We start from the raw sequence: 20247 nt of genomic DNA on the forward strand, positions 1-20247 counted from the left end.
ATGCTAATAATTATTTATAACGATAACTTTATCTACAACAAGACTCTTGGAGAATGATATGTCTAACTATCAAAGTGCAATAGAAGCGGTTAAAGCAATTAAAGAACAAGCAGGTAGCTCTTGGGATGCTATTAACCCTGAGTCTATTGCTCGTATGCGAGCACAAAATAAATTTAAAACAGGTTTAGATATCGCTCAGTACACAGCAGACATTATGCGTAGAGATATGGATGCTTATGATGCTGATAGCTCTAAGTACACCCAATCTCTTGGTTGTTGGCATGGTTTTGTTGGTCAACAAAAAATGATCTCTATCAAGAAGCATTTTGATGGTAAAACAGATCGTCGTTATTTATACCTTTCGGGTTGGATGGTTGCAGCACTGCGCAGCGAATTTGGTCCTCTTCCTGATCAATCAATGCATGAAAAAACATCTGTCGCGTCTTTAGTTGCAGAGCTTTATACCTTCTTGCGTCAAGCTGATGCACGTGAATTAGGCGGTTTGTTCCGAGAATTAGATAAAGCAAACGATGGTGATAAAGCAGCTATCCAAGATAAAATAGATAATCACGTTACTCACGTTGTGCCAATTATTGCTGATATTGATGCCGGCTTTGGTAACGCTGAAGCGACTTACCTAATGGCTAAGCAAATGATTGAAGCGGGTGCTTGTGCGCTGCAAATTGAAAACCAAGTTGCTGATGAAAAGCAATGTGGTCATCAAGACGGTAAAGTAACTGTACCTCACGCAGATTTTCATTCTAAGATTCGTGCATTACGCCATGCATTCTTAGAGCTAGGTATCGACAACGGTATTATCGTTTCACGTACAGATTCTGAAGGTGCAGGCCTTACTAAAGAAATTGCAGTGGTTAAAGAGCCAGGCGATCAAGGCGACATTTATAACTCTTTCCTAGACGTTGAAGAGATTGATGTAGCTGATATGGCTGAAGGCGATGTATGTTTTAATCGTGACGGTAAGTTAGTTCGTCCTAAGCGTTTACCTTCTGGTTTATACCAATTCCGCCAAGGCACCGGTGAAGAGCGTTGTGTATTTGACAGTATCGAAGCTATTAAAGCTGGCGCAGATTTACTTTGGATTGAAACGGCAACACCAAACGTTGCTGATATCACAGCTATGATGAACGAAGTACGTAAAGAAATTCCTAATGCTAAGCTGGTTTACAACAACAGCCCATCATTTAACTGGACGCTAAACTTCCGTCAACAGGCATTTGACGCCATGGAACAAGCGGGTGAAGATACTTCTGCTTATGTTCGCGCAGATTTAATGAATGTTGATTATGATGATACTGAATTAGCGACCGCTGCAGATGATAAAATTCGTAGCTTCCAAGCGGATACTGCACGTGAAGCAGGTATTTTCCATCACTTAATCACATTGCCTACGTACCACACCACTGCATTGTCTGTTGATAACTTGGCAAAAGAGTACTTTGGTGATGCGGCTATGCTGGGTTATGTTGAAGGTGTACAACGTAAAGAAATTCGTCAAGGCATCGCCTGTGTTAAACATCAAAACATGTCAGGCTCTGACATGGGTGATGATCACAAAGAATACTTTGCTGGTGAAAATGCCCTTAAAGCCGGTGGCGAGAAAAATACCTCTAACCAGTTTTAATACCAATTAGGTAAGTAATTTATCGCTAGTTAGTTAGCTAGTGAACGAATAAAAAAAACCAGCCTTTATGGCTGGTTTTTTGTTTTCAGTCTCTGCAAAATGAAGTTTATAGAGGCACAAAAAAGGCTGCCTATTAAAGTTAAGAGACAGCCTTTGCTAATATTTTGTAATACTTTGTCGTGCTTTCTCATGCTTTCTCATGCTTTCTGAGATTCAGCGCGTAAAAAGCAGTTATCGCTAACTTAGTTATTTATCGGTTTTAGCTTAGAAGCTATAAACTAAAGTTACTGAAGTCTCAGTATTCATTTTTTCAAAGCCTTCTTCTACTTGAGTATCGTAATCAACACGAAAAGCGAATTTAAACTGTAATGAATCAATTAACTTAGTTGTTAGTGATGTTTCTGATTTATAAACACTGTTTTTATCAGATTCAAAGGCTTGCTTAGCAACAAAGTATTGTTTGAACTCAACAAATTCATTGATTTGCTTAGTATATAAAGCTTGTGCTTGTACTATTGCTGCTGTTTCACCATTTTCAATAATGGCAGCATCAGTTTCCGTTGCCGGCATAGCGCGAATTACGTCGTACTTTACACCAGGACCAATATCAGCGAAAAATGAACTAGTTTCAGTTTCCCACCAGTGACGACCCCAACCAAACGAAGCGGAAGTTTGGTAAGCGAAGCTGCTGAACTTATCTTGTTGATAATAAGCGCTACCGTAAAGATAGTTTTTACCACCTTCTTCTAACGAGTAGTTAGTCTGACCTAGGATATCCCATTTATTATCTGTGCTTTCAAATTCATCTTTGCCGGTATCTTCATCTTCGGTTTCAAGCTTTTTAGCCAGGGCATTAAAAGTTAATAAGTTTAACCAGCGTCCTTCTTCATGCTTAATATTTATGCCGGCTTTGATATCACCGCTTTTAGTGTTACCCGTTTTAAATAAAAAGCCTAACTCGGCCGAAATAGTTAACGTTGATTTTTCTTCATCAACAGCTTCTTCTGCCAAGGCATATTGGCCGGTAAAAGGTAATAAAAGCAGTGCGGCAGCAGCCATTTTAGTTTTCATGTTCATCCTTAAAAAATGATAATTGGTCGATTAAAATGTAGAGGGTATTAAAATTGCCGCGATCCTATCAAATTTTTACAAAACAGCCAACTTGTAAGCTTATGTAAATGAAAAAATCTTAATAAATTAGGCTTATTTTTATAAACTGGTAAATTAAACAATAAATATCATTATGTTAATTTATTTACAGCATGCTCTTTAGATGCCTTGAACAGGCTAACTAGGATTAATAGCGAGACTAATCCCGACAAAACTTCTCATGTAGTACCACTAACAAGTCGGCAATTTTCGGGTTGGCAATACGATATAAAATAGTTTGCGACTCACGCCTAGTGGTCACTATGTTACTTTCCCTTAGTTTGGCAAGGTGTTGAGACAGAGCTGACTGTGAAAGGTCGATACGCTGGTTTAAATCACCGACAGTAAGTTCACTTTCGCTTAAACAGCAAAGGATCATTAACCGGTAAGGATTGGATAGTTGTTTCAAAATACCAGCAACTTCTTGGGCATTTTCAAGTAGCTTTTCTTGTTCAGTGTTCATTAGGTTTCCATGGTTATTGGCTCTGTAGCAATAGTTTTACTTTATACTTGCTTTCTATATTAGTAAAGGCTAATGTATTGTTTTTAATATTAGCAAATGCTAATATTTGTATTGGTATTAAGCATTAAGCATTAAGCATTTAGCATTAAGCTTAAAGCATTAAGCTTAAAGCTTAATTCTTAAGTTAAGGTTCAAGCCAATTTAATTTATTAAAGGCTAACCGCAACTTATACCCGTTCCACCTGAAAATGCAGGATTCAGTTGGAATTTGAAACGAGCATCTTCAAGTGGAACGGGTATTACATCTATAAATTAACAGGAAGCACTATGACCATAAACGAAGCTCTAAGATTAACTGCTGGTATATTTGTCTTGCTATCACTTTATTTAGCGGTAAATTATAGCCAAGACTGGCTTTGGTTTACTGCTTTTGTCGCGACTAATTTAATACTGTCATCTTTCACTAAGCTCTGCTTTATGATGTCTGTATTTAGAAAGCTTGGCTTCAAAGATGACTAATCCGTTTGGTATATATTAGCTTTAATCAGTTTTACCAAACTCTCAAAGGGGAATTAAAATGTTAAAAACAATACCGGAAGTAATCGCAGAAGCACGGGCATCATTAACGGTTATTAGTGCAGAGCAAGCGGTAGTGCTGGTTAAGAAAGAGCAGGGTGTGATAATTGATGTCCGTGAGCCCAGTGAATATGCTGAAAAATCAGCTCAAGGCAGTATCAATATTCCTCGAGGCTTAGTTGAAATGAAAATGTTACAACTTTACCCCAATGAAACACAGCCAATATTTTTACATTGTGCCACAGGTGCTAGGGCTATTCTTTCTGCCGAGCAATTAAAGCGGGTAGGCTATGTCAATGTCTCTGTAATTAGCTCAAGTCTCGATGATATCTGTCGTGCATTTACTTAACTAACAAATGTTGGATACTTGCTCTTAGCTCGTTGGAATTATAACTTTATAAAGTAGGAGTAAAGCATGGCAACCACAGTTGTTATCGATTATTACAGTGATGTTTTATGTGTCTGGGCATGGATTGCCCAGCGTAGAATAGATGAATTGAATGAAAAGCTAACCAATAAAATCGAAATACGTTACCACTACCTTGATGTTTTTGGTGATGCAGCTAATAAAATACCCAAGCAATGGGCTGATCGTGGTGGCTATGCCGGTTTTGCTAAGCATGTTGTTGACTCCGCTGCGCCTTATCCTGATGCACAGATAAATCCAAATATCTGGCATAAAGTTCGTCCGACTACCTCGGCTAATGCGCATCTAGTGCTTAAAGCCATTGAGCTGAGTTATGGCAAAGAGAAAAGTATTGAATTGGCGTTATTCATCCGCCAAGCCTTTTATGTTGATGGGCAAGATATTTCGCAATTACCCCTGCTGTTTTTATTACTGGAGAGAGCGAATATTGCGCTTGAGTCTGTCAATAAAGCACTAAATGACGGTAGCGCCATGGCTTTATTAATGGCCGACTACCAACAAGCCAGGGCTATATCATTAAAAGGTAGTCCATCTTATATTATCGATAACGGTAGGCAGGTACTTTATGGCAATGTTGGTTATCGGGTGCTGTTGACAAATATTGAAGAACATTTAAAACAGCCTACGGCTGAAGCAAGCTGGTGTTAAGTGTTAAGTGTTAGGTATTAGTATTTGGTAAACTGAAGTGAGTTAGGTTAAAGCTCTGAATGTATAAAGATATAAAGCTTAAACAGTTGTAGTAAAAACGGTTTGAGCTAATTTAGCAGCCAATGCGCTGATTGACTGCTAAGTGATAGCTCTAATTAATAGTTCTAAGTTCTAACTATTAGTAATTGTTCATTGCGGTAAATATTACAGCCAGCTTGGGGTAATATCTTGTTTGATAATATCTTCATAACTTGGACGCTTTCTTACTACCGCAAACTCACTGCCTTTCACCATCACTTCTGGCGCTAATAAACGGGTATTGTAACTTGATGACATTACGGCACCGTAGGCGCCGCTACTCATAATTGCGATTAAATCACCGGCATTAGATTCATGTACTTGCCTCGCTTTGGCAAAGGTATCACCCGTTTCACAAACAGGGCCAACTACATCATAGGTTTTTAACTTATTTTCACCTTTATCCACCGCAATAATTTGATGGTATGCATCATACATACTGGGTCTGATCAAATCATTCATACCCGCATCGAGCATTAAAAATTGACGTTCTTCGCCATTTTTTACAAACGCGACACTGGATACCAAAATACCGGCATTACCTAAAAGTGAACGGCCGGGCTCAAGAATTATTTTACAGTTAAGGTGGCCAAGTTGGGCTTTGACCATCTCGGCATAAGTCTGTTTGCTAGGAATAACTTCATCAAGGTAGGTAATACCTAAACCACCACCGACATCCACCACGCTAATGTCATGACCATCTGACCTAAGCTCAGTAACAAGTTCCGCAATACGTTGGTAGGCTTCTGCAAAAGGAGCCAAGCTAGTTAATTGTGAACCAATATGTACATCTACACCTTGAATTTTTATGCCAGGTAACGCTGCCGCTTGTTTATAAGCAATACGCGCTTTTGAAATAGGCACGCCAAACTTATTTTCCGCTTTTCCTGTTGAAATCTTTGCGTGGGTTTGCGCACAAACATCAGGGTTAATACGAAAAGCAATCGCCGCTGTGGTGTTAAGTGACGTGGCTACTTTCGATATTAATTCTAATTCTGGCTCAGATTCGACATTGAATTGCAGAATACCTAAAGATAAGGCGTAGTGAATTTCTTCTTGGCTTTTAGCAACACCGGAATAAACAATTTTATTTGCTGGAATGCCAGCTGCAATAGCACGGCGAATCTCACCCATCGATACTACATCCGCACCAGAGCCTAATTTAGCTAAGGTAGCAAGTACCGCTTGGTTACTGTTTGCTTTTACCGCAAAACAAACCAGAGCATCTTGAGCGCTAAAAGCATTTTTATACTCTTGGTAACTTGTCTCGATGGCTGTACTTGAATAGCAATAAAAAGGAGTTTTTACCTGCTTGGCAATATCGCTAACAGCAATATCGTCAACATACATTTCATTATTTTTGTGCGGGAAGTAGCTAACTGGTGTCATAGAATAATCATTGGGTATTGAGCAAAGATAATGTAACTCAATTTATGCTAACTGGTCGTACTATTCAAGAGGGTAAGTGTAATAAGGTTAAGGTAAAAAGTTATAGCTCATAACGTGAATTTATTGAGGCCAGTATTGCTCAAATATATTTACCGCCTCAATAGATGACGTTAATGGCTACTTGGGGGAGCTGTTATAGCTACTATCACTTGTAAGGGAGCTTAAGATATCACTTGAGTTGTTAGTTAAAGTTAAAGCTGCTTTATTTTAAAGCAGCTTAATAATTATCATGTTTAGTTTAGTTTAGTTTAGTTTAGTTTAGTTTAGCTCAGCTGGGCAAGGGCCGACTGTAATTCATCAAGTAGCGCAGGGTTGGTAATTACTTGTTTTTCGCTATCGAAATTATCAAAGAAGCTTGGGATTGATAAACTCGCTTTTACATCAGCGGCAAAAAAAGGCGCCGAGCCTGTCGCTGCTGTTAATACCGTTTTTGCGCCGCCTGGGCCTGGTGAGGTTGCCAGTAAAACCATAGGTTTATTTTGAAACAACTTCATGTCGATGCGTGAAGTCCAGTCAAATAAGTTTTTATAAGCGGCGGTATAAGAGCCGTTATGCTCAGCAAATGAAATGATAATGGCATCCGCTTGGCCTAGTTTAGCGAAAAACGCTTTAGCTGCATCGGGTTGACCTAATTCGTCTTCTCTGTCTTGACTGAATAAAGGCATTTCATAATCATTAATGTCTAAAATTTCTACCGAGGCACCAGGTACTAATGAGGCTGCGTAAGTGGCTAGTTGTTTATTGATTGATTTTGAGCTGCTGCTGGCGGCGAAGGCTAATAATTTCATAATGGTGCGTCCTTTAACTGTTTATAATGTTTAATTAAATGCTTCATTCACTGGTAAATAGGTGACTAAACACTTTGGCTTAAACTCAAGATGTAAGTAGTATATAACTATAACAGAACGTAATTAATACCCTTAAATGAGAAAGACTATTTCCATATGACTCATAATGACGACTCAAAGCTATTCGATGGCATGGTTATCTTTACCAAAGTGATAGAGTGTGGCAGTTTTTCTGGCGCAGCGATAGCAACAGGCCACTCAAACTCCTACATCAGTAAAACACTTAACAAACTTGAAACACGTGTGGGTGTTCGTTTGTTAAATCGAACTACCCGCTCTATTAGTTTAACCCCCGAAGGGCAAGTATATTATGAGCAATGTCAGCAGCTAGTCTTCGATGCTTATGATGCAGTATCGCTATTAAAACAAAGCCATATTGAGCCTAAAGGTGTGCTTAAGGTGAGTTGTCCTACTTCGTTTGCAGAAAGTCATTTACAAGGCGTGGTGTCAGAGTTTATGCATCAGTACCCGGAAGTAAACCTGGTGTTAGACTTAAATGATCGGCATGTCGACTTAGTGCAAGATGGCTTTGACTTAGTCATTAGAGCAACAGAGCAGCTGGCTGAGTCTAGTTTAGTTTGCCGAAAAATATATAGCTGTAAAGGCTATACCGTAGCATCACATGATTATCTTAAACGCTTTGGCAGACCTAAAACTATCGAGCAACTTAAGTCACACCAGTGCATTTGTTACAGTAATGCCAAGCAAGCCAATAAGTGGAGCTATAGCCAAAGCAATGGCACTGAAAGCCAAGTTGAAGTAAAGGCCAAGTTATTATGCAATAGCGCTAGTATGGAGTTGGCCATGGTACTTGCTGGCCATGGAATTTGTCGTTTACCTGAATTTGTTATGGAGCAAGCACTCAAAGAAGAGAAATTAGCGATACTGTTCAGTGACTATCTCTCACCAATTATTGATGTTTATGCTATTTATCCCAGCAGAAAACATTTATCACCTAAAGTGCGCTGCTTTATTGATTTACTCGTTGAAAAAATGCCTAAGGTTTCGCTTTAGCGATATTCTGTAACGAGGGCAGCGCTATTTCTAAATGTTTTGCTTAGTTATAGTCAACAGACGATTTCATACATTGTTTCAGTAAAGTGCAAAACTCATTAAGCTCGCGGTCCATGGCCGTTTCGGGTATAAATAAATGATAGCCCAAGGCTTGATGTAACACTGAACTGTGATGAAGGAATGCTGCTAAGGGCCCTGTGATTGATTCACCCGAAGGTAATTCAAATGCTTCGAAGCTTAATTGACTTTGCTCAAGCGTAAGATACTTCAGCTTAATAGCTAGGGCTAACAGAGGCCTTTGTTCATGGATTAGTCTATTAGCTAAACGCGGGGAAATCTGCTTGGCCAGTATCGATAGCTGTATTAAGTGAATGCCAATAAAAGGTAGTTGTATTTGCTCAAATCCTAAGGTTTCATTCATTAAAGAAATTCGCTTGATTTGTTGCCAATCAACTTGCCAGTGACCACAACTGTGCTGGTATATTATTCCTTTAGGGTTAAGGCATAAACTATATTTTGGTTGCAGATACTTAGCTAAACCCGTTATAAATATCACCAGTTCTGACAAGTAAATAAAGGTTAGCACTAACTGAAATTGTCGCCAATAACTTAGATTAAAAATTAAGGTCGTAATAAATAAAACAAGTGCCACTAGCATTAAAAAAAGCGCGTGGTGATTACTCTGCGCTTTAATCTTTATAACAGGTAACTTACTTGCCATGAGTTCACACCTCAGATATATATCACCTAGCAGGACTTAACTGAGTTAACCTTTTTTAAATTAACGACAGGTCTTTTTAATTGCCTTAGATAGTTTTTTCTTATTTGACTTGAGTTGCTCTTCATTTTGAAAGCTACGTTCACCTTCGGGTGACATCACGTAAAAACGGCCGCCTTGACTAATGAGGGCAAGTTCGCTTTTCATTTGATTACAATAGCCTATATTTTTTCTTGCCAATTTAGCCTCTTTTTGAGCTCGCTCAGCTTTTGCTTGTTTAGTTTTATTATAGTCTTGTTGCCACTGACTGTTTATGGTGACAGGGTTAGCAATATTATTATTTTCTGTGGGCGTTATTATGGTGACGTTTTCATTAGAAATAGGTTTGTCGCTAAAGTGAACTTTACCGTTTTTATCGGTCCAGGTATAAATTTCAGCGGATAAATTAAATGATAAAGTGCTGGCTGCCAATAATAAAATCGGGCCTAATAGTCTTTGCATATTGATAAAATTCCTTTTAATTACCTTTAAAGCGTCTTAAAAAATCTTTAAATAAGTATGCTTGGTAGCTAGTGATAGCAATGAGTTTGCCATCAAGATAAACCATAACATAGCTGCATGATAATATGGCAGCTTGCAGTAAATAATTTATCACTTACATAAAGTTAAACAAGGAAGGTTAATAATGAAAAGCTTATTGGTATTATTACTAATTAGTGTTTTTTTCAATGCCAGTCAAGCCGGGCAAATGTATAAATACAAAGATGCTAATGGCAACAGGGTTTTTAGTGATAAACCACCGCAAACTGAACAAAGTTTTGAAACGCTAACATACACCCAAGCCAAAAAGCCAAGCAGTAAAATTAAGCTCTATTATGTTAAGAATAGTGAGGGTTTTACCCTTCATGGCAAAAATGCTTTTTATACGGCTGTTGAAATCGGCTTTACCTCACCAATAACTAAAAAACAGTTTCGAAAAGTGATCCCCGCACGCGATAGCATCGCTTTATTTCACAGTGATAAAAAAATTGGCAATATAAATTATCGCTGGGCTTTGGGCGACCCTAGTCGTGTTGCCGATAATTCCCCATACCATGCACCTTTTTCTTCACCTAAGGGACATACCATTAGCCAAGCCTTTAATGGCAAGTTTTCCCATACCAATGACTACAATAAATATGCGGTAGATATCGCCATGGATGTTGGTACTTACTTAACGGCAGTGCGAGCAGGCACAGTGGTTTGGGTTAAAGATGATTATCATATGAGTGGCACGACAAATTATTTCTTAGATAAAGCCAATGGTATTAAAGTGCTGCATGATGACGGAACTTTTGCATCATACGCACATATATTGATGGACACGGCAATGGTAAAAGAGGGTGATAAAGTTGCTCTCGGTGACAAGTTAGCTCGCTCAGGCTCGTCAGGATTCTCCACCGGACCTCATTTGCATTTTTCTATTATTAAAAATGTGGGGCTAAAAAATATCGCCATTCCTTTTACCTTTGTTGATAATAATGGCATGGCATTTACCCCAAAAAGAGCAATGATTATGGTAGGAACCAGTAAGCACTAAGTCTAAGCACTAAAGCTTACTGTGTAGTTTATGAGCTGTCACTTAACACTTCTAATCAAGAGTCTTTTTAAAGCGTAATGCTGCAATCAAAAGCCCTATACAGGTAAAAGCAATTAACCAGAGCATATCAAAGCCCATCTCAACCACAGTTACATCACGTAATACCACGCCCCTAATTAAGCGGATGAAGTGTGTAGCGGGTAGCGCTTCAGCAATATACTGTGCGGCTTCTGGCATGCCCTCATAAGGGAACATAAAACCGGATAATAATATCGACGGCAGTAAAATAAATACCGTCATTTGCATTGATTGTAATTGGCTAGTAGCTATGGTTGATATCACTAAGCCAAGCACTAAACTGGCGCAAATAAAAAGCAAGGTAGCTAGGGCAAGTTGGGCAAAACCGCCATTAAATGGCACGTTAAATAGCCAGTAGCCCATGCCTAAAATAATGACAACTTGAATGATGCCAATAAAAATATAGGGCACTATTTTTCCTATCATCAGCTCAAGTGGGGCCAATGGCGTGGTAATAAGCATCTCCATATTACCGCGCTCTTTTTCTCTGACAATAGCGGCAGAGGTGAACATGATCATGGTCATGGTCAATATTACGGCAACAAGACCAGGTACGATATTAACCACGCTACGCTGCTCAGGGTTATACAATAAGGTCACTTCAAAGGTTGGAGTATTGCGATTAGCGGGTTTATCTAATAGCTCACTAAGTGGCATATTACGTAAGCTCTTAATGCTACTGGCGATCATGGTATCTGAGCCATCCACTAACCACTGGGCTATTGGCCGGCTAGTTTCTTGTTTGCTTGATGGTGGTAAACCAAAGCCGACACTGGGGTGTCGAACTAAGCGCTGACTAACATCTTTTGGGATAATTAATACCGCCCGCACTTCACTACTATCTATGGCCGCTTGTGCGGCTTTTACAGAATGGTAACTGTGGGTGAAAGTGATAACACCTGTGGCTGAAACTGTTTGTTGTAATACTCGGCTCAGGGCTGTTTGGCTGTGATCAACAACACCTACGGGAATATCTCGAACATTGGTATTTATAGCAAAAGCAAATAAAAGTAATTGTACTAGGGGGATCATGATGACCATGCCAAAAGTCATTTTATCACGACTAAGCTGCAGTAATTCTTTGATAACGATTGCTTGTATTCTTAATAAAGATGTCTTCATCGTGCTATAGCCTCCTTGCCAGTACAAGTAACAAAAACATCTTCAAGGCTTGCTCTAACTAGGGTGAATTTATCTTTAGTACTGAGACAAGGCTGTTGTTGTAAAAAGTCTATTGGTTGCGCAACTGATTCCTGAATTAATACTCTAAGATGGGTACCTAATTGCGCCGCTGAAATCACCTGTGGCAATTTAGTTAAATTGTCTTTGATATGACGTAAATCATTGGCTTGAACTTCAACAACTTTTGCCGGCAGATTAGTTATTAATGCTTGAGGTGAATCGTCAGCCTTCTTGATACCGTCTTCTAAAATAGCGAGTTTATGACAACGTTCAGCCTCATCCATATAATGGCTGGAGACTAAAATGGTGGTGCCTTGATCACAAAGATCAAATAGTTGCTCCCAAAATTCTCGACGATTCTGTGGATCAACAGCGGAAGTCGGTTCATCTAAAAATAGTAATTTAGGTTTATGTAGCACTGCAGCCGCAAGTGCTAAGCGCTGTTTTTGACCGCCACTCATACTGCCTGCAAGTTGTTTACTCAATTTTGTTAACTGATAAACGCTAAGCAGTTCACTTAAGCGTGCTTTTTGTTCGTTCGCCGTTAAACCATAAATTCGGCTAATAAACTGCAAGTTCTCTTTAACCGTAAGGTCATCATATAGTGAAAATTTTTGTGTCATATAACCAATTTGTAAACGCAGTTTATTGGCTTCTTGCGGTAAATTGCAGCCTAAAACACTCACTTGGCCACTGGTCGGTTTTAACAAACCCATCAGTAATCTAATCGCGGTGGTTTTACCTGAGCCATTAGGGCCAAGAAATCCATAGATAGTTTGTTTTTCAACAGTTAAGTCTAACGCCGACACTGCGGTTAATTGGCCAAAATTTCGCGTTAAGTTGCTTGCACTTATGGCAACATCACCAAGGTTTTTCGTGTCCATGCCAATACTCATGGCATTTGCACTTGTGCAGGTATACCCATAGGTAAATCTGCTGCACTATCCGGTAATTGTATTTCCGCCAAATACATCAGGTTGGCGCGTTCTTCTTGGTTCAAGGCAAAGTAGGGGGTAAAAGCAGGCTCTGATGATATCCAGCGAACTGTACCTATAATTGGCTCGCTTAAGCCATCAATGTGCACTGTTAACTTATCAGCAATTTTTATTTTTACACGGTAGGGCTCAGGCACATAGACACGAGCAAAAGGGGCCTTTCCAGCTAAGACAATAGCCACTGGACTACCTTGGGTGACACGTTCACCTAGGTTCCAAGGTAAGTTATCTAATAAACCATCACGTTTAGCGGTAATGGTTAAATCTTTGAGCTTCTTATTTTCGCTAGCTACTACCGCAATTGTCATTGCTAAAACTGCTTCTGCTATTTGCAGGTCTTCAATACGAGCACCATTAATTAGTTGTAATAGTTTCTCTTGGGTGGCATGTAATTTGGCGGTGTTTTCATCACGTGAGGCGAGGGCATTATCTAGTGTGGCTTGGCTGGCAAGTTCTTTTTCAATGAGGATTTGAGCACGTTGATAATTAGCTACACTTTTAACTAAAGCCGCTTTAGCACCAGCAACTTGCGCAGATGCTGCTGCCACTTCTTCTTCACGGGCGCCATTATGTACTTTTTCTAAATTCGCCTTCGCTTGTTGCATTTGTGCTTGAGCTTTCGCAACCAAAGCTTTTTGAATAGTATCATCGAGCTTAACTAATACAGTGCCTTTAGTGACTTGGCTACCAGCGTTAACCGGTAAAGCGGTAATAACTTCACTGACAGTGGCAGTATGAGCGATGCGTTCTCGCTCCAACGTGCCTAAGGCAAGGCCGGGTTTATTACTATCATAAGCACTGAGTGTAATAAGTGTGAAAAGTAGCAACAATAGATAGGAAAAAGTATTGAAAAACTTAGCCAACATGATGATTCATCTCCTTGAAATATAGACTGGTTTTTAGTCTAATCTCAATGAGTTAAAAGTCAATTGATTATATTTACAGGGACTATACTAAGGATTTTTAATCGTATTTCTGCTCAAAATAGCTTTCAATAATTAAGCGGGCAGACTCAGCATCAATATTATCTTTTTTGAGGTTCTTAAAGCCGCCACGGGCAAATAATTGCTCTTTGGCATCAGCGGTAGTTAAACGCTCATCTTGAAACTCCACTTTTATTCCAAAACGGCCATGCAGTCGGTTACCAAATTTCTTGGCATCTAGAGTAAGTTGCTGCTCACTACCATCCATATTAAGGGGCAAGCCAACAACAATAAAATCAGGCTGCCATTCGGTCAGGTATTTAGCTAAATTGTCCCAATGCGGGATACCATCGGTCGCTTTAACCGAGCCAAGTGGTGTGGCACTACCGGTAATTTCTTGGCCTACGGCAACGCCAATATATTTCTTACCAAAATCGAAGCCGATAACGGTACGTTGGCCAATAGGCGATTTAGTTTTACTAGACATCTTTTTCCTTGGGAGCAATGAGTCATAACTTAATGCTGCTAAGAGTACTTAAGTTAGCAGTATTAAAGATCACGGCATTAAAAGTAATTATATTTTAAGTAACCGTTTTAAAGTCACAGTATTTAAGGTCAGCGTATTGAATAGGGCAACTAAGCATGCCCTATATCTGAGGATAAATGAGCGAGATCTATACCCAGTTTTTCTGTGGATTTTTTCCAACGTTGCTCTATTGGTGTATTGAAAAGAATCTCGCTATCTGCAGGAGCGGTTAACCAAGAATTGGCTTGCAGCTCTTGTTCAAGTTGACCAGGTCCCCAACCAGCATAACCAAGCGTTACCATAAATTGCTCTGGCGCTTTTTCAGTACCCAAAGCCATCAGGATGTCCTTTGAAGTGGTGATCATTAACTCTTTGCTCAAGGTCAATGAACTATTCCAGCCAGATTGTGAACTATGCAAAACAAAGCCACGGTGTTGAGAAATAGGGCCACCGGAAAGTACTAATTGCTCTAAGTTATTGTTGCTATCCGCTAGTGCAGTACTATCACTTTTATCCGATAAGTCACTACTCTCAGCGGAATTACTGCTGTCGCTCTCAGTACCTAGGTCAGCTTTTGAATCTTCTTCTGGCTCTAGTTGCTTAAGCAAGTCCGATAAGGTGAGCTTTACCGGCAAGTTGATGATTAAGCCCATAGCTCCATCTTCATTATGTTCACAAATGTAAGTGACAGTTTTATTGAAATAGGGATCACCAAGCGTGGGCATGGCAATCAACAACTGGTTTTCTAAACTAACCATTGATTGTGATACATTTTTTGCTTGCGAACTTTCGAACTTTGCTTTTAATGCTGATTTTTGTTGTTTTGCCATGCCGTTTTAGCTCTTTATTTTTTGATGTTATCTTTTAATCTTATCTTTTAATATTATCTTCAATAGCGTCCATCAACTTACCACTAATATTTATTGGGTAAGCCGCTTCAATTTCACGAATACAAGTAGGGCTAGTAACATTAATTTCAGTAATTTTATCGCCAATAACATCTAGACCAACGAAATATAAACCACGCCTTTTCAATTCAGGGGCAATGGCATCGGCAATGGCTTTATCACTAACACTTAAAGGACGAGCTACACCACGTCCGCCGGCAGCTAAATTACCACGAGTTTCACCTTTAGCAGGTATACGCGCTAAACAATAAGGCATAGGCTCACCATTAACAATGAGGATACGTTTATCACCATCAGCAATTTCCGGCATAAACTCTTGTACCATGGCATATTGCTCACCATTGTTGGTTAAGGTTTCGATAATAACGCCAACGTTAGCATCATTCTGTTTTATACGGAATATTGAAGCGCCACCCATACCATCCAGCGGCTTAATAATGACATCTTTTTCTTTTTGGTGAAATTCGCGGATTTTAGCACTGCTACGGGTTACTAATGTTTTAGGAGTAAAGTCGCTAAACCAAGCAGTAAAAAGTTTTTCATTACAATCGCGTAAACTTTGTGGTTTATTAACAATAAGTGTACCGGCCTCTTCAGCACGTTCTAGCATGTAAGTTGCGTAAATAAATTCGGTGTCAAAGGGTGGATCTTTGCGCATTAATACCGCATCTAATTCACTAACCGCGATATCTTGAGGATCTGACAGCTCATACCAATGCTCACTATCATCAAAAACTTTTACCCTATGCGTGGTGGCATGACATTGACCTTGTTCAAGGTATAAGTCTTTCATTTCCATATAGTAAAGTTCATAGCCACGTTTTTGAGCTTCAAGCAGCATCGCCATGGATGAATCCTTAGCCACTTTCACTTGTGAAATAGGATCCATTACTATACCGAGTTTTATTACTTTATTTGTAGTCATTTTATATCCTGTTCAATGTTTATGTTAACTTTGCTGTTAGCCGTTATTGCCGCAGCCTTTGAGCTATTGCTCAAGGTAAAAATCATCGCGTTTAAAAACTTATAACCGATTAAAACATCTCGGCTATGAGGGTAGCAAAGGTTTATTAATAATAATTTTGTTAATTTATTTAAGATCGCCAAATTTACATTGTAAGGCAGTAATTGCTGTTAATGCTGCAGTTTCAGTGCGTAATACTCTTGGCCCAAGCAAAACATCATGAAAACCACTGTCATTAGCTTCGGTTATTTCTTCATCACTTAAGCCACCTTCAGGGCCTATTAGCAAGCGAATACGGGTGTTTTCCATGGGTAAACTCATGATGGAGTGTTCGGCTTTTGGATGTAAATTAATTTTTAAAGCGCTGGTTTGCTGTGCTAACCAATCAGCTAGCAACATTGGCTCAGCAACTATGGGCACGCTGGTACGGCCGCTTTGCTCACAAGCGCTTATCACTATTTTTTGCCATTGTTGGCGCTTTTTCTCCAGACGCTCAGCATTTAATTTTACTCCGCAGCGCTCGGTAAATAACGGCGTAATGCTATTCACGCCTAGTTCAACTGATTTTTGTAAGGTAAAGTCCATTCTATCACCGCGAGAAATCCCTTGGCCTAAATGGATATTCAGTGGTGATTCACTGTTATTTTTTTCTTGGGATATAACTTTAACTTGAGCTGATTTTTTACTGACATTACATAATGCTGTCGTATATTGGAAAGGCTCTGTACCATTAAATACTGTGATGGTATCGCCATCTTTTAGGCGTAAAACTCGCACCACATGACCAAAGGCGTCATCTGATAATGTTACAGTTTCGTTGACTGCAAACTGGCTTTGTTGATAGATTCTAGGGTTACGCATAAATAAGGCTTAAAGGTAAATCATTATTGTCTAACTAAAATAAGGGCGGCGCAGGTAAAAAACAATACGTAAATGTATATAATTGTGCTCATTTCTCAGTTTTATTTGACTCGTTAGAAGATAACTTGTAATTTCTTAAACAATATAAATAAAAAGGAATGATAATGAAAAAATTTATACTTACCACGCTCGCGGCGGGTGTACTTTCTTTAGGCTTTGCAAGTCAGTCAGCTATTGCTGTTGAAATTATCTCAGTAGATAAAAACTTTGCCAGCCCAATAATTTCATTAAGTGGTTACAATAAGGTATATCTTCAGGACTTAGACCTTTCTCATACTAAAATTATTTCACCACCATGGATTGATAAAGACAGCTTTCATTGGAAAGTGACAGATAGCAACAAAACGCATTTAAAAGAGCGCTTTCAAAAAGGTGTTGCTGCCGGTTTAACTGAAAATAATGGCCGCTACGAAATTGTCGGCAAAGAAGGCAAGGGCGTATTGATTGTTGATGTAGAAATTATCAGCTTTATGCCATATGCCTCACAAGAAGATACCGAAGTGACGACAAAAGGGGCCGGTGAATTTCATTTATCTGTTCAGTTACGTGATGGCAAGTCTAGAAGCTTAATTCATATTTTTGAAGGTACGGTAGCGATTGGTAGTGATTACCAACCAAATACTGCAATGGAACGTGCTAAAGATGCCAAGGTTTTATTCAAAGCTTGGGGAAAATCTTTACGTAAAAAACTAGATGCTGCTAACTAGTACCCGCTGTTAAACAGTAAAGGGTAAACAGCAAACATAAAAAAACCAGCTTATCGATAAGATACGCTGGTTTTTTATGTTCAGGATGAACGGTAGCTAGCGGAGACAGGATGTCTAAGAGCTAGCACTCTCCGTAAGTGAAGTGCGCTAGCTTAACTACTCGTTAACTATAAACCTGCAGCTTTACGTAAATCGTCTGCTTTATCAGTTTTTTCCCAGCTAAAGGCGGTGAACGTATCATCACCAACAGTCATTTCATAAGGTTCACGACCAAAGTGACCGTATGCTGCTGTTTGCTGATACATAGGGTGCAATAAATCTAACATTTTAGTAATGCCGTAAGGACGTAAGTCAAAGTGCTCACGTACTAGCTCAACTAATTTTTCTTCAGATATTTTCCCGGTACCAAAAGTATCGATTGAAATTGACGTCGGCTCAGCAACACCAATAGCATAAGATATTTGGATTTCACAGCGATCTGCAAGACCCGCAGCAACAATGTTTTTAGCAACATAGCGACCCGCATAAGCAGCACTGCGATCAACTTTTGATGGATCTTTACCTGAGAAAGCACCACCGCCGTGACGAGCCATGCCACCATAGGTATCAACAATAATCTTACGACCGGTTAAACCACAATCACCTACTGGACCACCAATAACAAAACGACCTGTTGGGTTGATATGATATTTTGTTTCAGGGGTAAGCAACTCAGCAGGCAATACGTGCTTGATAATATTTTCCATTACCGCATTAATTAAATCTTCTTGTTTAATATCAGGGTTATGCTGAGTAGAAAGTACTACTGTATCAATCGCTACTGGCTTGTTATCTTCGTAGATAAAAGTCACTTGTGATTTAGCATCTGGACGTAACCAAGGTAAAATACCTGACTTACGTGCTTCAGCTTGACGCTCAACTAAACGATGTGAATAGTATAGTGGTGCCGGCATTAATGTAGGTGTTTCGTTGGTTGCATAACCAAACATTAAACCTTGATCACCCGCACCTTGCTCTTCTGGTTTACTGCGGTCAACACCTTGAGCTATTTCAGGTGATTGCTGACCAATCAAATTCATGATGCCACAAGTTGCGCCATCAAAACCAACATCTGACGAGGTATAACCTATTTCACTGATAACATTACGAGTGATTTTCTCTAAATCAACCCAAGCGTTAGTCGTTACTTCACCAGAAATAATAGCAACACCAGTTTTCACCATAGTCTCACAGGCAACACGGGCATGTTTATCTTGGGCAATAATAGCATCTAATACCGCATCAGAAATTTGATCGGCAATTTTATCAGGATGGCCTTCAGAAACAGACTCGGAAGTAAAAAAGTGTCTAGACATAAGTTCTCAGAAAAATTTGAGTTATACAAAATAATGTGGCGATTCTACACCTGTTGAAATCAACTATCTAGCTTTTTTACGCCTAGACGGCTAAACGGCTTTAATTTTTTTGATTCTCTTGTGTTAGATTAACTTTTGTCAGTATTTTATCGGACAGTAAGCTTTTAATAAGTATCTTATTTATGCTCTAACGCACATAAAAGAAGTGGTTCTTGCCAGAGTTGACTAAATATCTGCTCTTGCTGTTTAGTAACTAGTGAGCTAAAAAATTGTGTTTGCCCTTGTTGGCTACTATTGGCAGTTAAATCCATTTCAGCCAATTTTTTGCTTAATTGCAGGGTAACAGGGGCGGCAGTTTCAATAATACTAACTTGCGGGCCAGCAATAACGCTTATTTGATGTTGAACAAAAGGGTAGTGGGTACAACCCAATACTAGGGTATCAATACCTTGGTTAACTAAAGGCTCTATATATTGCCTTAATAAGGCATTACAGGCGGGACTGTGTTGTTTGCCTTGTTCAATAAACTCGACTAGACCCGGGCAGGGCTGAATGAGTACTTGTGCACCATTATGATGTAGGTCAATCAAGTCTTTAAAGCGTTGGTTGCCACTGGTCGCTTGCGTCGCTAATATGGCAATTTTTTTGCTGATACTTTGTTTTGCTGCTGGCTTAATTGCTGGCTCGACACCAATAATAGGAATGTTTACTTGGGCTCTAAGTTGCTCAATGGCATTAACCGTGGCGGTATTACAGGCGATGACTATGGCTTTAACGCCCTTGGCAATGAGAAGTTTAGCAATGGTATTAACGCGCTGAATAATAAAATCGACCGACTTTTCGCCATAAGGCGCATGGAGGCTATCGGCAATATAAATGATATTTTCATGAGGAAGTTGCGCAGCAATACACTTAGTAATGGAAAGTCCGCCGACGCCAGAATCAAATACGCCAATCGCGGCTGAGTTGTCAGTGACTTTTTGTTTAATTTTTTGTTTACTTTCTTGCATAGTTTCGTGATTACTTTTGTACTTGGTAATGATCTTTGCTCAACACATTAAAGAGGTTGCTCTGGGCAAATTGTATTGCTTTTATCA

General features: G+C 39.4%; 22 protein-coding genes. 7 read left to right on the forward strand and 15 right to left on the reverse strand.

Going from position 1 to position 20247, the window contains the following annotated elements; genetic code table 11:
• The first annotated feature begins 58 nt into the window (after positions 1 to 58).
• Positions 59 to 1642: an isocitrate lyase gene (locus HRT55_RS09720; protein WP_291620842.1), complete on the forward strand. Its 1584-nt coding sequence runs from the start codon at positions 59 to 61 to the stop codon at positions 1640 to 1642.
• A gap of 264 nt (positions 1643 to 1906) precedes the next feature.
• Here HRT55_RS09720 and HRT55_RS09725 read toward each other — a convergent pair whose 3' ends face one another.
• Positions 1907 to 2713 carry a YdiY family protein gene (locus HRT55_RS09725; protein WP_291620844.1) on the reverse strand — a complete coding sequence of 269 codons (807 nt, stop codon included), beginning with the start codon at positions 2711 to 2713 and terminating at the stop codon, positions 1907 to 1909.
• 238 nt (positions 2714 to 2951) lie between these two features.
• Positions 2952 to 3254 carry a metalloregulator ArsR/SmtB family transcription factor gene (locus HRT55_RS09730; RefSeq protein ID WP_291620845.1) on the reverse strand — a complete coding sequence of 101 codons (303 nt, stop codon included), beginning with the start codon at positions 3252 to 3254 and terminating at the stop codon, positions 2952 to 2954.
• Positions 3255 to 3581: 327 nt separating this feature from the next.
• Here HRT55_RS09730 and HRT55_RS09735 point away from each other — a divergent pair, with 327 nt between their 5' ends.
• The 3 genes from HRT55_RS09735 (at position 3582) to HRT55_RS09745 (ending at position 4905) form a co-directional block, all read left to right on the forward strand.
• The gene (locus HRT55_RS09735) at positions 3582 to 3773 is read left to right on the forward strand and encodes a DUF2892 domain-containing protein (protein WP_291620847.1); all 192 of its coding nucleotides are present in this window, start codon (positions 3582 to 3584) and stop codon (positions 3771 to 3773) included.
• A gap of 58 nt (positions 3774 to 3831) precedes the next feature.
• The gene (locus HRT55_RS09740) at positions 3832 to 4179 is read left to right on the forward strand and encodes a rhodanese-like domain-containing protein (RefSeq protein ID WP_291620849.1); all 348 of its coding nucleotides are present in this window, start codon (positions 3832 to 3834) and stop codon (positions 4177 to 4179) included.
• Positions 4180 to 4245: 66 nt separating this feature from the next.
• Positions 4246 to 4905 carry a DsbA family protein gene (locus tag HRT55_RS09745; protein WP_291620851.1) on the forward strand — a complete coding sequence of 220 codons (660 nt, stop codon included), beginning with the start codon at positions 4246 to 4248 and terminating at the stop codon, positions 4903 to 4905.
• Positions 4906 to 5109: 204 nt separating this feature from the next.
• On the opposite strand, the gene lysA is transcribed toward HRT55_RS09745, so the two are convergent.
• Positions 5110 to 6372 (reverse strand): diaminopimelate decarboxylase, encoded by a 1263-nt coding sequence (gene lysA / locus HRT55_RS09750; RefSeq protein WP_291620853.1) that lies wholly within the window; start codon positions 6370 to 6372, stop codon positions 5110 to 5112.
• A 323-nt stretch (positions 6373 to 6695) separates the two neighbouring features.
• Entirely contained in the window at positions 6696 to 7220 is a 525-nt protein-coding gene (locus HRT55_RS09755) for an NADPH-dependent FMN reductase (protein ID WP_291620855.1), read from the reverse strand.
• Between the two features lie 156 nt (positions 7221 to 7376).
• Between HRT55_RS09755 and HRT55_RS09760 the strand changes: the two genes are divergently transcribed.
• Positions 7377 to 8294, forward strand: coding sequence for a LysR family transcriptional regulator (locus HRT55_RS09760; RefSeq protein WP_291620857.1), 918 nt, complete (start codon positions 7377 to 7379; stop codon positions 8292 to 8294).
• 43 nt (positions 8295 to 8337) lie between these two features.
• Here HRT55_RS09760 and HRT55_RS09765 read toward each other — a convergent pair whose 3' ends face one another.
• Together HRT55_RS09765 and HRT55_RS09770 are read right to left on the reverse strand one after the other, a co-directional pair.
• Positions 8338 to 9015: a DUF2982 domain-containing protein gene (locus HRT55_RS09765; RefSeq protein ID WP_291620860.1), complete on the reverse strand. Its 678-nt coding sequence runs from the start codon at positions 9013 to 9015 to the stop codon at positions 8338 to 8340.
• Between the two features lie 60 nt (positions 9016 to 9075).
• Positions 9076 to 9513 carry a DUF4124 domain-containing protein gene (locus tag HRT55_RS09770; RefSeq protein WP_291620862.1) on the reverse strand — a complete coding sequence of 146 codons (438 nt, stop codon included), beginning with the start codon at positions 9511 to 9513 and terminating at the stop codon, positions 9076 to 9078.
• A 184-nt stretch (positions 9514 to 9697) separates the two neighbouring features.
• Between HRT55_RS09770 and HRT55_RS09775 the strand changes: the two genes are divergently transcribed.
• Entirely contained in the window at positions 9698 to 10591 is an 894-nt protein-coding gene (locus HRT55_RS09775) for a M23 family metallopeptidase (RefSeq protein WP_291620864.1), read from the forward strand.
• Between the two features lie 51 nt (positions 10592 to 10642).
• Here HRT55_RS09775 and HRT55_RS09780 read toward each other — a convergent pair whose 3' ends face one another.
• From HRT55_RS09780 to rsmE, 7 genes are all read right to left on the reverse strand, one after another.
• On the reverse strand, positions 10643 to 11791 hold the full coding sequence (locus HRT55_RS09780; RefSeq protein ID WP_291620866.1) for an ABC transporter permease: 1149 nt from the start codon (positions 11789 to 11791) through the stop codon (positions 10643 to 10645).
• Positions 11788 to 12735 carry an ABC transporter ATP-binding protein gene (locus HRT55_RS09785; RefSeq protein WP_291620868.1) on the reverse strand — a complete coding sequence of 316 codons (948 nt, stop codon included), beginning with the start codon at positions 12733 to 12735 and terminating at the stop codon, positions 11788 to 11790. Before HRT55_RS09785 ends, HRT55_RS09780 begins: the two co-directional genes overlap by 4 nt.
• An 8-nt stretch (positions 12736 to 12743) precedes the next feature.
• Positions 12744 to 13712, reverse strand: coding sequence for an HlyD family efflux transporter periplasmic adaptor subunit (locus HRT55_RS09790; protein ID WP_291620870.1), 969 nt, complete (start codon positions 13710 to 13712; stop codon positions 12744 to 12746).
• A gap of 97 nt (positions 13713 to 13809) precedes the next feature.
• Positions 13810 to 14256, reverse strand: a complete 447-nt coding sequence (gene ruvX, locus HRT55_RS09795; protein WP_291620871.1) for a Holliday junction resolvase RuvX — start codon at positions 14254 to 14256, stop codon at positions 13810 to 13812.
• Positions 14257 to 14405: 149 nt separating this feature from the next.
• A complete protein-coding gene (locus HRT55_RS09800; RefSeq protein WP_291621312.1) occupies positions 14406 to 15053 on the reverse strand; it encodes a YqgE/AlgH family protein in 648 nt (215 codons plus the stop codon).
• A 112-nt stretch (positions 15054 to 15165) separates the two neighbouring features.
• Positions 15166 to 16128, reverse strand: a complete 963-nt coding sequence (gene gshB / locus HRT55_RS09805) for a glutathione synthase (protein ID WP_291620872.1) — start codon at positions 16126 to 16128, stop codon at positions 15166 to 15168.
• A 165-nt stretch (positions 16129 to 16293) separates the two neighbouring features.
• Complete coding sequence (gene rsmE, locus HRT55_RS09810; protein WP_291620873.1) at positions 16294 to 17028, reverse strand: 16S rRNA (uracil(1498)-N(3))-methyltransferase; 735 nt, start codon at positions 17026 to 17028, stop codon at positions 16294 to 16296.
• A 164-nt stretch (positions 17029 to 17192) separates the two neighbouring features.
• Here rsmE and HRT55_RS09815 point away from each other — a divergent pair, with 164 nt between their 5' ends.
• A complete protein-coding gene (locus HRT55_RS09815) occupies positions 17193 to 17795 on the forward strand; it encodes a hypothetical protein (RefSeq protein WP_291620874.1) in 603 nt (200 codons plus the stop codon).
• A gap of 167 nt (positions 17796 to 17962) precedes the next feature.
• Here the strand turns inward: HRT55_RS09815 and metK are convergent, their stop codons facing one another.
• Together metK and murI are read right to left on the reverse strand one after the other, a co-directional pair.
• Positions 17963 to 19150 (reverse strand): methionine adenosyltransferase, encoded by a 1188-nt coding sequence (gene metK, locus HRT55_RS09820; protein WP_291610490.1) that lies wholly within the window; start codon positions 19148 to 19150, stop codon positions 17963 to 17965.
• Between the two features lie 176 nt (positions 19151 to 19326).
• A complete protein-coding gene (murI, locus tag HRT55_RS09825) occupies positions 19327 to 20160 on the reverse strand; it encodes a glutamate racemase (RefSeq protein ID WP_291620875.1) in 834 nt (277 codons plus the stop codon).
• Positions 20161 to 20247: the final 87 nt, after the last annotated feature.

The sequence above is a fragment of the Colwellia sp. genome, assembly GCF_013214175.1.
Taxonomy (GTDB): Bacteria; Pseudomonadota; Gammaproteobacteria; order Enterobacterales; family Alteromonadaceae; genus Colwellia.

What these genes read in the sequence shown, in the direction of transcription:
- HRT55_RS09755 (WP_291620855.1), bottom strand. Translation starts at nt 7,220, where the DNA reads ATGAAATTATTAGCCTTCGCCGCCAGCAGCAGCTCAAAATCAATCAAT.
- HRT55_RS09765 (WP_291620860.1), bottom strand. Translation starts at nt 9,015, where the DNA reads ATGGCAAGTAAGTTACCTGTTATAAAGATTAAAGCGCAGAGTAATCAC.
- HRT55_RS09740 (WP_291620849.1), top strand. Translation starts at nt 3,832, where the DNA reads ATGTTAAAAACAATACCGGAAGTAATCGCAGAAGCACGGGCATCATTA.
- HRT55_RS09745 (WP_291620851.1), top strand. Translation starts at nt 4,246, where the DNA reads ATGGCAACCACAGTTGTTATCGATTATTACAGTGATGTTTTATGTGTC.
- HRT55_RS09790 (WP_291620870.1), bottom strand. Translation starts at nt 13,712, where the DNA reads ATGTTGGCTAAGTTTTTCAATACTTTTTCCTATCTATTGTTGCTACTT.
- HRT55_RS09775 (WP_291620864.1), top strand. Translation starts at nt 9,698, where the DNA reads ATGAAAAGCTTATTGGTATTATTACTAATTAGTGTTTTTTTCAATGCC.
- HRT55_RS09770 (WP_291620862.1), bottom strand. Translation starts at nt 9,513, where the DNA reads ATGCAAAGACTATTAGGCCCGATTTTATTATTGGCAGCCAGCACTTTA.
- ruvX (WP_291620871.1), bottom strand. Translation starts at nt 14,256, where the DNA reads ATGTCTAGTAAAACTAAATCGCCTATTGGCCAACGTACCGTTATCGGC.
- HRT55_RS09815 (WP_291620874.1), top strand. Translation starts at nt 17,193, where the DNA reads ATGAAAAAATTTATACTTACCACGCTCGCGGCGGGTGTACTTTCTTTA.
- gshB (WP_291620872.1), bottom strand. Translation starts at nt 16,128, where the DNA reads ATGACTACAAATAAAGTAATAAAACTCGGTATAGTAATGGATCCTATT.
- metK (WP_291610490.1), bottom strand. Translation starts at nt 19,150, where the DNA reads ATGTCTAGACACTTTTTTACTTCCGAGTCTGTTTCTGAAGGCCATCCT.
- murI (WP_291620875.1), bottom strand. Translation starts at nt 20,160, where the DNA reads ATGCAAGAAAGTAAACAAAAAATTAAACAAAAAGTCACTGACAACTCA.
- HRT55_RS09720 (WP_291620842.1), top strand. Translation starts at nt 59, where the DNA reads ATGTCTAACTATCAAAGTGCAATAGAAGCGGTTAAAGCAATTAAAGAA.
- HRT55_RS09785 (WP_291620868.1), bottom strand. Translation starts at nt 12,735, where the DNA reads ATGGACACGAAAAACCTTGGTGATGTTGCCATAAGTGCAAGCAACTTA.
- HRT55_RS09735 (WP_291620847.1), top strand. Translation starts at nt 3,582, where the DNA reads ATGACCATAAACGAAGCTCTAAGATTAACTGCTGGTATATTTGTCTTG.
- rsmE (WP_291620873.1), bottom strand. Translation starts at nt 17,028, where the DNA reads ATGCGTAACCCTAGAATCTATCAACAAAGCCAGTTTGCAGTCAACGAA.
- HRT55_RS09780 (WP_291620866.1), bottom strand. Translation starts at nt 11,791, where the DNA reads ATGAAGACATCTTTATTAAGAATACAAGCAATCGTTATCAAAGAATTA.
- lysA (WP_291620853.1), bottom strand. Translation starts at nt 6,372, where the DNA reads ATGACACCAGTTAGCTACTTCCCGCACAAAAATAATGAAATGTATGTT.
- HRT55_RS09800 (WP_291621312.1), bottom strand. Translation starts at nt 15,053, where the DNA reads ATGGTTAGTTTAGAAAACCAGTTGTTGATTGCCATGCCCACGCTTGGT.
- HRT55_RS09725 (WP_291620844.1), bottom strand. Translation starts at nt 2,713, where the DNA reads ATGAAAACTAAAATGGCTGCTGCCGCACTGCTTTTATTACCTTTTACC.
- HRT55_RS09730 (WP_291620845.1), bottom strand. Translation starts at nt 3,254, where the DNA reads ATGAACACTGAACAAGAAAAGCTACTTGAAAATGCCCAAGAAGTTGCT.
- HRT55_RS09760 (WP_291620857.1), top strand. Translation starts at nt 7,377, where the DNA reads ATGACTCATAATGACGACTCAAAGCTATTCGATGGCATGGTTATCTTT.